Origin of the sequence: Pseudomonas protegens (genome assembly GCF_003732485.1) — a bacterium.
Lineage (GTDB): Bacteria > Pseudomonadota > Gammaproteobacteria > Pseudomonadales > Pseudomonadaceae > Aquipseudomonas > Aquipseudomonas protegens_B.
Genome location: NZ_MOAK01000087.1, coordinates 231,097 through 241,229, shown reverse-complemented (window position 1 = coordinate 241,229; position 10,133 = coordinate 231,097). Strand labels below are relative to the sequence as shown.

Here is a 10,133-nt window from a genome sequence, read left to right as displayed (position 1 = left end):
CGATCTCCCCCCCCCCGCCATTCACCCCTCGGCCAGCACCACGCCCCGTGCTTCCAGCAGCTTCACGAAACTGCTCAGGCTTTGCGACACGGTGCCGCGCCGCCAGACCAGCCAGGTGCGCAGGAAGCGAAAACGCGGCGACAGCGGCCAGACGCTGACCGTGGCGCAGCCGGGCATGCTTTCCAGCATGCTGCGGGGCATCAGCGCCAGCCCGGCACCGGCGCTGACGCAGGCCAGCATGCCGTGGTAGGACTCCATTTCATGGATCTTGCCCGGCACTGCGGCGTCCTGGGTGAACCAGCTTTCGAAGTGATGACGGTAGGAGCAATTGGCGCGAAAGGCGTAGATGCTTTCGCCATTGACTTCCCGCGCTCGGGTAATCGGGGCATGCCCCAGGGGCGCAATCAACACCATTTCTTCCTCGAACACCGGCAGTCCTTCCAGGGCCGGGTGGCGCACCGGGCCGTCGACGAAGGCCGCCACCAGACGGCCGGAGAGTACGCCTTCGATCATGGTCCCCGAGGGGCCGGTGGACAGGTCCAGCTCGACCTTGGCGTACTGCTGGTTGTAGGCCGCGAGCAAGGCCGGGATGCGCACCGCTGCGGTGCTTTCCAGGGAGCCCAGGGCAAACGGGCCCTGGGGTTCCTCGCCGGCCACGGTCAGGCGCGCTTCGGCCACCAGGTCGAGAATGCGCCGGGCGTAGTCGAGGAAGTTCCACCCGGCGGGCGACAGGCGCAGGCGGCTCTTCTCGCGGATAAACAGCTCCACCCCCAGGTCTTGCTCCAGTTGCTTGATCCTTGTGGTCAGGTTCGACGGCACCCGGTGGATCAATTGCGCCGCGGCGCTGATGCTGCCCTGTTCGGCAACCGCCTTGAAAATCTCCAGCTGGACCAGATCCACTTCATTCTCCAAACGTGAACGACTCGCTTAATATTATTCAGTTTTCAGCAAAGATCCAGCACCGTAACCTGCCGTCATTCCCACCCAGCAGGACGGTGCCATGAGCCTTGTTTCCAGCCACACCCACGCCTTGTCGATCAACCCCGCCAGCGGCGAGCAGATTGGCGCCTACCCCTACCAGTCCGAAGCGAAACAGGACGCCACCCTGGAGCGCGCCGCCCGCGGTTTCGCCCAGTGGAAACGCCAGAGCGTCGCCGAGCGCGCCAGCCGCCTGAACGCACTGGCCCAGGCCCTGCGGGACAACAGCGAGGCCATGGCACGCATGATCAGCCTGGAAATGGGCAAGCCCCTGCCCCAGGCCCGGGGCGAAATCGAAAAGTGCGCCCAGCTGTGCCTGTGGTACGCCGAACACGGCCCAGCCATGCTGGCCCCGGAAGCAACCCTGGTGGAGAACGACAAGGCGCGCATCGAGTACCGGCCCCTGGGCCCGCTCCTCGCGGTGATGCCGTGGAACTTCCCGATCTGGCAGGTGCTGCGCGGCGCGGTGCCGGCACTGCTGGCGGGCAATACCTATGTGCTCAAGCACGCCCCGAATGTCATGGGCAGCGCCTACCTGCTGCTGCAAGCGCTGCAGCGCGCCGGTTTCCCTGAAGGGGTGTTCGAGCTGCTCAACGTCACCCCGGACGGCGTGTCCCGCGCCATCGCCGACCGCCGCATCGCCGCCGTGACCCTGACCGGCAGCGTGCGCGCCGGCATCGCCATCGGCGCCCAGGCGGGCGCCGCCCTGAAGAAATGCGTGCTGGAACTGGGCGGTTCCGATCCCTTTATCGTGCTCAACGACGCCGATCTGGACGAAGCGGTGAAGGCCGCGGTGATCGGCCGCTACCAGAACACCGGCCAGGTCTGCGCCGCCGCCAAGCGCCTGATCATCGAACAAGGGGTGGTCGCGGAGTTCACCCGCAAATTCGTCGAAGCCACCCGTACCCTGGTGGTCGGCGACCCGCTGGCCAGCGACACCTACCTCGGCCCCATGGCCCGCTTCGACCTGCGCGACGAGCTGCACCAGCAAGTCCAGGCGACCCTGGCCGAAGGCGCCACCCTGCTGCTGGGCGGCGACAAGGTCGAAGGCGCCGGCAACTATTACCAGCCCACGGTGCTGGCCGACGTCACCGAGCAGATGACCGCCTTCAGGCAGGAACTGTTCGGCCCGGTGGCCGCCATCATCAGCGCCCGCGATGCCCAACACGCCCTGGAACTGGCCAACGACAGCGAATTCGGCCTCACCGCAACGATCTTCACCCAGGACCTGGAACGGGCCCGGCAGATGACCGACGAGCTGGAAACCGGCGGCGTGTTCATCAACGGCTACAGCGCCAGTGACCCCCGGGTGACCTTCGGCGGGGTGAAGAAAAGCGGCTTCGGTCGCGAGCTGTCGCACTTCGGCGTGCGCGAGTTCTGCAATGCGCAGACAGTGTGGCTGGATCGGCGTTGAGGTAGCACCAAAGCAACGTGACCTGTGGCGAGGGAGCAAGCTCGCTCGCCACAACCCAAGTGTTGATCCTTGACTGAGCGGCCTGACTTTTTTATGGAGATGAATCCCCCCATCAATCAGATCCGACTCAGCCAGCGTCCAAAACCGCTGAATAAAACTGCTTACGATTCTTTCAGTTTTTCAGAATTTTCTTGAGGCCCTGCCGCTACCGACCTTTCTATGATGTTTCTTTTTGATATCACCTGAGGTTCGGCATGTGCGCCCCCGTTCAAAAGTTCATCGTTCGCCTGCCTGGTGAGCTTCACCTGCAAGTCAAGCGCATCGCCAAGCAGGAAAACCGCAGCATGAACCATGAAATCGTCAACCGCCTGGAAAAGTCCCTGACCGCCACCGACGCCCGCCCCCTGGACGAAAAACTCATCACTATCCTGCTCAACAAGATTGAATCCCTGGAACAACAGATTGAATCCCTGCAAATGAACACCCCCGAGCCCGACCAGTAACGCAGCCCCTTTTCACCCATCAGCGCCGCCCCCCTCGGCAACCTGAGTTGATTCATTTCCCGCCTTTACCCCCACGCCGCACCTTGTATGATGGCGCCTGCCCGACAGCACCCAGCGGCAACCGCCAGGCCCTGGCCTGATGCCTGCAGGGCTCCCCCGCTGTTCCTCACTACAGACTCAGGTCGACGATCGTAGCCTTCTCAGGAACCTCCCCCGGCTTCTGCCATGGGGACAGCGTCGCCTTCTAGGATTGTTCATGAGCCGGACTCACCCGACGCCCCACACACGCGCCTGCTCCACAGGATTGCCTTTCAATCGCCTGACCCTCGGCCTGCTGCTGGCCGGTAGCCACGCCGTGGCCAACGCCAGCGGCACCCAGTTACCGACCCAGACCGTCAGTGGCGAAGAGCAATACGGCTACCGCGCCGACAGCGCCTCGGTGGGCGGCTTCAGCGAAACGCCGCTGCTGGACACCCCGGCGTCCATCAGCGTGATCAACGAAGAGCTGATCAAGGACCAACAGGCGCGGCTGCTCAGCGAGGTGCTGAAGAACGACGCCTCGGTGGGCCAGAGCTACGCGCCGGTGGGCTACTACGAAAACTTCGAGGTGCGCGGCTTTTCCCTGAACGCCGCCAGCAGCTACAAGATCAACAACCGCACCGTCACCGGCGAACAGAACGTCGCCCTGGAAAACAAGCAGCGGGTGGAACTGCTCAAGGGCCTTTCCGGCCTGCAAAGCGGGGTCAGCGAGCCGGGTGGGCTGATCAACTACGTGACCAAGCGGCCCACGGATATCCGCTCGGTGACCGTCTCCACCGACGATCGCGGCAGCGGTTACCTGGCCACCGACGTGGGCGGCTGGTTCGGCAGCGAACAGCAGTTCGGCCTGCGGGCCAACCTGGCCCATGAAGACCTGCACTCCTACGTCGAGCACACCAACGGCCAGCGCGACTTTGCCTCCCTGGCCTTCGACTGGAACATCAGCCCCGATGCCCTGCTGCAACTGGATATCGAATACCAGAACAAGCAACAGCGCTCGGCCCCGGGTTATCAACTGCTGGGCGGCTCCAGCCTGCCCCACCACGCCTCGCCGAAAAAACTCCTGGGACACCAGAGCGGGTCAAAGCCGGTGACCAACGAATCGCTGAATATCGGCGGCAACTTCGAGTACCGCTTCAACGACGACTGGAAGGGCAACCTCAGTGCGTCCCGCAGCCGGGTGGTGATCGATGACTACAGCTCGTTTGCCTGGGGCGGCTGTACCACCGGCTGCATCAACGCCAACGGCAACTACTTCAGCCCCGAGGGCAACTACGACCTCTACGACTTTCGCAGCCCCGACGACACCCGGCGCAACGATGAAGTGCAGGCGGTGCTCAACGGTCGTTTCGACGCTGCAGGACTGGGGCATGAGTTGACCGTGGGAAGCAGTGCGTTCCGCCGCGTGGTGGACCGGCGCGAGTCCATCAATCAATGGATTGGCACGGGCAATATCCAGAGCGAGCCGGAAAACTTCGACCGCTACAACGGCGCCCTCAACGACACCCACAAACGCCTCGACAGCCGTCAATACGGCCTGTTCCTCAGCGACCGCATCAGCTTCAACGATCAGTGGCAGACCGTCCTCGGCGGGCGCGAAGTGCGCCTCGACGAAGAAAGCTTCGACAAGGACGGCGTGCGCGATCGCCACACCCAACGCTATGTATTCCTGCCCCAGGCCGCGTTGATCTACAAACCGATCAACAATATTGCGCTGTACACCCAGTACAGCAAGGGCCTGAGCCTGGGTGGCCAGGCCCCATGGTTCGCCAGCAACAGTGGCGACACCCTGGCCCCCACCGTCTCGCGCCAAATCGAAACCGGGATCAAATACGACTGGCAGCGCATGAGTTTTACCGCCGCCCTGTTCCAGATGCGCCAGGCCTACCAGTACTCGCGCCCGGACGCTGCAGGCGGCTTCACCTACGTCCAGCAGGGCCAGCAAAAGAACACCGGCCTGGAGCTCTCCGCCAACGGCTGGGCCACCCAGCGCCTGCAGATTGCCGCCAGCGTCGCGGCGATCCGCTCCCGGGTCGAGGACACCGGCACCCCGGCCTACGAAGGCCATCAAACCCTCAACGTCCCACGCCTGCGGGCCAGCCTCCAAGGCGACTACGCCCTACCCTGGCTCGACGGCCTGGCCCTGCTGGGTGGCGTGCAGTACAGCGGCAGCAAGTACGCCGACCGCCAGGGCAACGTCGCCACCGGCGCCTACGCCATCTTCAACATCGGCAGCCGCTACAGCACGCGCATCGATGGCTACGACACCGTGTTCCGCCTGACCCTGGACAACCTGTTCGACAAGCGCTACTGGCGCGATGCCGGTGAATACATGGGCGACGACTACCTGTTCCAGGGCGCGCCGCTGACGGCTAGGTTGAGTGCTTCGGTGAGTTTCTGAGGCAGCGCCAACCGCCCAGCGCGAATGCGCCTCTCAAGTTAGCCCCTGTATTGTAGGAGCCGGCTTGCCGGCGAAGGCGGTCTCAAGGACACCCTCGCTGGCAAACCAGTGACTATGCGAATCTGTCAGGCATGCACAAAAAAGCCGGTCATCAAGACCGGCTTGTCAGCGCCTGGTCTACTCGCCATCAAACCGGCTGCAAAGCCCGCAAGGCTTCAGGGTACTGGCTGGCCACACGCAGCAGCGTTTGAGCCGCGCCTGTCGGCTGGCGCCGGCCTTGCTCCCAATCCTGCAGTGTACGCAGGCTGACCCCCAACAGCGTGGCGAACGCACTCTGAGAGAGCCCCACCTTAGCCCGGGCCTCTGCCGCCCCGGACAGTTTTACCACCGTTGCACGCGCCGCCTTGCCGGCTTTCATCTGGCCCACCGAAGTCAGCAAATCCTTCTGAAACTGCTGCAGTTCATGGTCCATGACTGATTCCCTCTTTCAATTGATTCAGAAAGCCGATGGGCAGATTGTCTAACTTCGCCTTGGTGTAGACGATCAGCAACCAAATAAGACCTTCCGAAAGCAGGTTGTAGTAGATGACTCGTGTGCCGCCGCGCTTGCCGATGCCACTGCAAGACCAGCGCACCTTGCGCAGCCCTCCGGTACCGGGGATGACGTCTCCAACCCATGGGTCTGCGACCAACCAGGTGATGAACTCCAAGCGCTCGGTGTCATTCCAGATCGGCTCGGCGTAGCGCTTGAAGACCTCTGTTTCGATAACGGTATACATGGCTCCACCATCTACGGCAAGGCCGTACAGACGAACAAACAGGCATTCGTCCGACACAACCTGCTGGCGCTGGAAAAACCAATACTCCTGCCGCAACCAGGCATCGCAAGGGGTGGACGTTTGATCTACTCATCACCGAGGGTGGCCGCAATCATCGAGGGCAGCCACTGCTTACCGAAAATACAGATTTGCCTTACAGGCTCGGAGCCGGTTTACCGGCGAAGGTGTCCTCAAGAGAGCAGTGGTAAGCCAAGGTGCATCACTCTGTAATGACTCGAAGCTGCCAACCTGCTTGATCGGTTACTTGGTCGGTTACTTGGTCGGTTACTTGGTCGCTCTGGCGGCAGCCCCAAGGATGATCACACGTCCAACCACCAGTTCAACAGCGTCTCGTCCTCATCGTCGTCGAGGTTTTTATAGACATTGGCGTAGTACCACTCGATCCCGGTTTTCTCGCGGAAGCGATCGAACACCGCATTGATACGGTCCATGCCATTCCTTGCAGGAACAGCAAATGACCGGTTCCCCTCGAACAGCCCATCCAGGGTTCCGCCCAGTTCACCAGCGACCTCGTTTTCAAGCGCACTGATCACCGTAGGATCAATGTAATCGGCATAGATCTGAATGCAGAAATTCCCGCCTCGGCGCAGTACTTGCGCCGGAGCATCGGGATTGCGGATTGAAACGATATCGCCCCGCGCCAGGTTCTGTGCCAGCCCCGGCGAAGACAGCAACTCGTAGGTATCCTCATCGATGCGCCGCGCCGGCAACTCCTCGCGAACGGCGCCATCGTCATCGGCCATGTACACCTGAATCAGCACAGGGGATTGCTTGTCATCCATACGATGGCTCCACCACTTCCAGGTTCAACACCAGACTCATCTAATCCACCAGCCGCCACGTCCCCAAAGGGCGCAAACGAACGGGCCTCAAGGCAACGGCGCAAAGCTCCCACCGCCCTCATTCCACCGAAACCCCGGAAACGTGCAGTCCTTGAAAGCAATCCGCAGTTGCTCCCCCTCACCCTGCAACTGCAAGGTATCCACTCCCTGATTCGGACAGCCCGGTGCCGCGATCGCCAGGCTCACCAGCAACTTGCCGGTGGCCTTGTCCATCACCTCCAGCGTCGTGATTCGCTGATCATTGCCCTGCATCGGCACCTGGAAATACCAGCGTTTGGTGGAAGCACTCTGCAACAGCGTGGTGACCGGCTGCGGCCACGAGCGATCCGAATCCACCAGCCCCACCAGCTTCAGCGCAATGGGCAAGGACTTGCCCGTGCGATAACTGGTCCAGGTGCCGCGCACCTGCTCCTGCTGGCGGGAGTTCATCAAGTCATTGAACTGCAGACGCGCCACCGGCAAGCCCTGCTCGTCCAGCTCATCCATGGCCAGCGTCTTGTTGCTGTAGCTGAAGGTCGGCTTGAGGCGGATCGGCGTGCGATAGCGCTGATAGGCATAGGTGCCCTGGTAGACCGCATTCTGGCTACCCAGGGTCAAGACAATCGCCTGCTTGCCCAAGGTCCCCTCATACACCCCATGGGACGCCTGCGCCGGCAACAGCCACAGCGCCAACACCAGCACCGCCAGCCCCCGAGCAAATTCAAACCCGCGCATCAGAAACGCTCCTCGCCCGACGACAGATATTCCAAACGCTCAGGGGTGATCACCCGGTAATAATCCCAACGCCGAGTGCGCTTGTCGTAATTGATAAAGTCCTGCTTGCTGAACTCCATCTGCCCACTGGGGGAAAAGCGCAGATCACCGTCCACCGCGAACTGCTCCAACTGCGGATGACGCCGATAGGTCCGCAGATCCCGGCTGTACAGGTAGTACTGCGTGGGCGAGCACCACACCCGGCCATCCGCCTCCCCCACGCGATAGCCCTGGACCTGAAAGTCCATCCGCGCCTCGGCATGAAAATGCCCGAAGGTCAGCGTCCTGGTGCCCACGGACGACAGACACCACTGCCCGCTAATCTCCTGCACCCGCTTACCGGTGGCCCGGCTGATCACCCGGATACTGTCCACCTGCGCCACCTCCTCCCCGGCCTTGCGCGCGGCATGCACACTGAAATAGAAATCCCGATCGAACACCGGCTGCAACAACTCCCCCTCAAACGCCTCCCGCTGACTGTCGCCAAAGCGCGTCACCCGCTGCAACTGCAACGGCTGCTGCGTGCCCGTGCGCAAATCCACCAGACTGCCCTGCAACGCCTCCGTGCCCTCGGCGAACGGCTGCAACGACACCGCCGTCGCCGGCAGGGTCGGGTTGTCCATGATGTTGATCAACAGCGCGGAGCCGGGATGGAAAGGGGTGGATTCCAACGCCATGGGCAAGCGCTCGGACTCGGAGAACCAATAGCCGGACATACCGCCGCCGTATTGGGAGTCGTAGGTGAGCGCCAGTTCAACCGGGGTGTCGCCGAGGGTGCCGCGGTAGGTGGTGGTGGGGTTGGCTTGGGCGGTTGGGGCGAGGATTGCCAGGCCCAACAAGAGTGCTGGAGCCAGGTGGGATAGGAGGTGTTGGAGGTAATGCTGTTTGCCAGCCCTTGTTTGCGAACTGCTGCCAATGGGCTGGGTCATGCCTGCGTTCCTTGCGGTAGGGAAAAGGGGCGCAGGATAGCAAAATCGATTGAAGGTCAGATGGTTTTGCCAAGGTCACTCTATAGCCGATATCCACCTTGCTGGTTTCAACCCCCTTGTGTGTAGCGGATCGATAAAACAGTAACCCCTTACGCACAAACCGGACCTGCCTTACAGCGCTGCCGTTGTACCAAAGAAATGCCCTGCCTACAGTTTCAGACGTGATGAAAAGCCCTACCGGCCTCCCTCCTGATACTTCGTTCCCCGGCCCTCTCGGCAATCAAAACCCGCACTGATCTGAAACCCCAGAAAGAGGCCGCATGACCGACTCTCGCCCCCTCTCGCTGACCACCCCACCCGTTGGCTACAGCGACTGGCTGGCGGAGTTGAAAACCCGTATTCACCAAGCGCAGCAACGTGCCATGCGGACAGTGAACCGCGAGTTGGTCGCACTCTATTGGCACATCGGCCACGACATACTCCAACGCCAGAACCGCGAAGGCTGGGGTGCCAAAATCATCGAACGACTGGCTCAGGACTTGCGTGCAACCTTCCCCGATATGAAGGGTTTCTCCCGCGCCAACCTGATGTACATGCGCGCCTTTGCCGAGGCCTGGCCCGATTCTGAAATTGTCCAACAGGCTGTTGGACAATTGCCGTGGGGCTACAATCTGCTGCTGATCACCAAGCTGAAAGCTCCACAAGAGCGCCTGGTCTACGCCCAACGGGCCGTCGAATACGGCTGGTCCCGAAACGTGCTGGGCATGCACATCGAGACTCGCTTGCTGGAGCGTGAAGGCATGGCCCAAACCAACTTTTCAACGCAGTTGCCGGCCCCAAACTCGGACCTGGCCCAACAGCTGTTGAAAGACCCTTATGTATTCGACTTTCTCGACGTCAACCGAGAAGCAAACGAGCGCGATATCGAACATGCCCTGGTACAGCATGTCACCCGATTTCTGCTGGAGTTGGGGGCAGGCTTTGCCTTTGTTGGTCGGCAAGTGGCACTGGAAGTGGGTGGAGAAGACTTCTTCATCGACCTGCTTTTTTATCACCTCAAACTGCACTGCTATGTGGTCATCGAACTGAAATCTGACAAGTTCAAACCTGAACACCTGGGCCAGTTGGGCTTCTACCTGACAGTCGTGGACAGCCAGATAAAAAGCCGGAAAGACGCCCCCAGCATCGGTTTGCTGTTGTGCAGAAGCAAAAACAAGGTCGTGGCGGAGTACGCATTGCGTGACAGCGCCAAACCCATGGGCGTAGCGGAGTATCAACTGAGGGCGGCGCTACCGGCGGAGTTGCAATCGACCTTGCCTAGCATCGAGCAGATAGAGCAGGAATTGGCTGAGCATTGAGTGGTGACAAGCATTGATGTAGCGGGATAGAAGGTGGGGCCGGCGTTACAAGAAACCCGCAAGCCATTGGTTATGTA

The 10,133-nt window shown here is 61.4% G+C and carries 10 protein-coding genes; 4 read left to right on the top strand and 6 right to left on the bottom strand.

The window, feature by feature from the left end; all coding sequences use genetic code 11:
- Positions 1 to 21: 21 nt before the first annotated feature.
- Positions 22 to 900 (bottom strand): putrescine utilization regulator PtrR, encoded by an 879-nt coding sequence (gene ptrR / locus BLX41_RS31230; RefSeq protein ID WP_123727975.1) that lies wholly within the window; start codon positions 898 to 900, stop codon positions 22 to 24.
- 100 nt (positions 901 to 1,000) lie between these two features.
- Here ptrR and BLX41_RS31225 point away from each other — a divergent pair, with 100 nt between their 5' ends.
- The 3 genes from BLX41_RS31225 (at position 1,001) to BLX41_RS31215 (ending at position 5,335) form a co-directional block, all read left to right on the top strand.
- Positions 1,001 to 2,392: an aldehyde dehydrogenase family protein gene (locus BLX41_RS31225; protein WP_123727974.1), complete on the top strand. Its 1,392-nt coding sequence runs from the start codon at positions 1,001 to 1,003 to the stop codon at positions 2,390 to 2,392.
- Positions 2,393 to 2,646: 254 nt separating this feature from the next.
- On the top strand, positions 2,647 to 2,895 hold the full coding sequence (locus BLX41_RS31220) for an Arc family DNA-binding protein (RefSeq protein ID WP_123727973.1): 249 nt from the start codon (positions 2,647 to 2,649) through the stop codon (positions 2,893 to 2,895).
- A gap of 256 nt (positions 2,896 to 3,151) precedes the next feature.
- The gene (locus tag BLX41_RS31215) at positions 3,152 to 5,335 is read left to right on the top strand and encodes a TonB-dependent siderophore receptor (protein ID WP_123727972.1); all 2,184 of its coding nucleotides are present in this window, start codon (positions 3,152 to 3,154) and stop codon (positions 5,333 to 5,335) included.
- A gap of 187 nt (positions 5,336 to 5,522) precedes the next feature.
- On the opposite strand, the gene BLX41_RS31210 is transcribed toward BLX41_RS31215, so the two are convergent.
- The 5 genes from BLX41_RS31210 to BLX41_RS31190 all read right to left on the bottom strand — a co-directional run bounded on the left by BLX41_RS31210 (position 5,523) and on the right by BLX41_RS31190 (position 8,698).
- The gene (locus tag BLX41_RS31210) at positions 5,523 to 5,807 is read right to left on the bottom strand and encodes a helix-turn-helix domain-containing protein (RefSeq protein WP_015636246.1); all 285 of its coding nucleotides are present in this window, start codon (positions 5,805 to 5,807) and stop codon (positions 5,523 to 5,525) included.
- The gene (locus tag BLX41_RS31205; RefSeq protein ID WP_047288019.1) at positions 5,797 to 6,114 is read right to left on the bottom strand and encodes a hypothetical protein; all 318 of its coding nucleotides are present in this window, start codon (positions 6,112 to 6,114) and stop codon (positions 5,797 to 5,799) included. The genes BLX41_RS31210 and BLX41_RS31205 overlap by 11 nt, the downstream gene beginning before the upstream one ends.
- 359 nt (positions 6,115 to 6,473) lie before the next feature.
- Positions 6,474 to 6,956, bottom strand: a complete 483-nt coding sequence (locus BLX41_RS31200; RefSeq protein ID WP_123727971.1) for a DUF4265 domain-containing protein — start codon at positions 6,954 to 6,956, stop codon at positions 6,474 to 6,476.
- 87 nt (positions 6,957 to 7,043) lie between these two features.
- The gene (locus BLX41_RS31195) at positions 7,044 to 7,730 is read right to left on the bottom strand and encodes a hypothetical protein (protein WP_123727970.1); all 687 of its coding nucleotides are present in this window, start codon (positions 7,728 to 7,730) and stop codon (positions 7,044 to 7,046) included.
- On the bottom strand, positions 7,730 to 8,698 hold the full coding sequence (locus tag BLX41_RS31190) for a hypothetical protein (RefSeq protein ID WP_123727969.1): 969 nt from the start codon (positions 8,696 to 8,698) through the stop codon (positions 7,730 to 7,732). The genes BLX41_RS31195 and BLX41_RS31190 overlap by 1 nt, the downstream gene beginning before the upstream one ends.
- Positions 8,699 to 9,018: 320 nt before the next feature.
- Between BLX41_RS31190 and BLX41_RS31185 the strand changes: the two genes are divergently transcribed.
- Positions 9,019 to 10,056: a PDDEXK nuclease domain-containing protein gene (locus BLX41_RS31185; RefSeq protein ID WP_123727968.1), complete on the top strand. Its 1,038-nt coding sequence runs from the start codon at positions 9,019 to 9,021 to the stop codon at positions 10,054 to 10,056.
- Positions 10,057 to 10,133 lie beyond the last annotated feature (77 nt).

Excerpts from the sequence above, each read along its gene's own strand:
- BLX41_RS31195 (WP_123727970.1), bottom strand. The coding sequence starts at position 7,730 with ATGCGCGGGTTTGAATTTGCTCGGGGGCTGGCGGTGCTGGTGTTGGCG.
- BLX41_RS31205 (WP_047288019.1), bottom strand. The coding sequence starts at position 6,114 with ATGTATACCGTTATCGAAACAGAGGTCTTCAAGCGCTACGCCGAGCCG.
- BLX41_RS31200 (WP_123727971.1), bottom strand. The coding sequence starts at position 6,956 with ATGGATGACAAGCAATCCCCTGTGCTGATTCAGGTGTACATGGCCGAT.
- BLX41_RS31190 (WP_123727969.1), bottom strand. The coding sequence starts at position 8,698 with ATGACCCAGCCCATTGGCAGCAGTTCGCAAACAAGGGCTGGCAAACAG.
- BLX41_RS31185 (WP_123727968.1), top strand. The coding sequence starts at position 9,019 with ATGACCGACTCTCGCCCCCTCTCGCTGACCACCCCACCCGTTGGCTAC.
- BLX41_RS31225 (WP_123727974.1), top strand. The coding sequence starts at position 1,001 with ATGAGCCTTGTTTCCAGCCACACCCACGCCTTGTCGATCAACCCCGCC.
- BLX41_RS31220 (WP_123727973.1), top strand. The coding sequence starts at position 2,647 with ATGTGCGCCCCCGTTCAAAAGTTCATCGTTCGCCTGCCTGGTGAGCTT.
- BLX41_RS31210 (WP_015636246.1), bottom strand. The coding sequence starts at position 5,807 with ATGGACCATGAACTGCAGCAGTTTCAGAAGGATTTGCTGACTTCGGTG.
- BLX41_RS31215 (WP_123727972.1), top strand. The coding sequence starts at position 3,152 with ATGAGCCGGACTCACCCGACGCCCCACACACGCGCCTGCTCCACAGGA.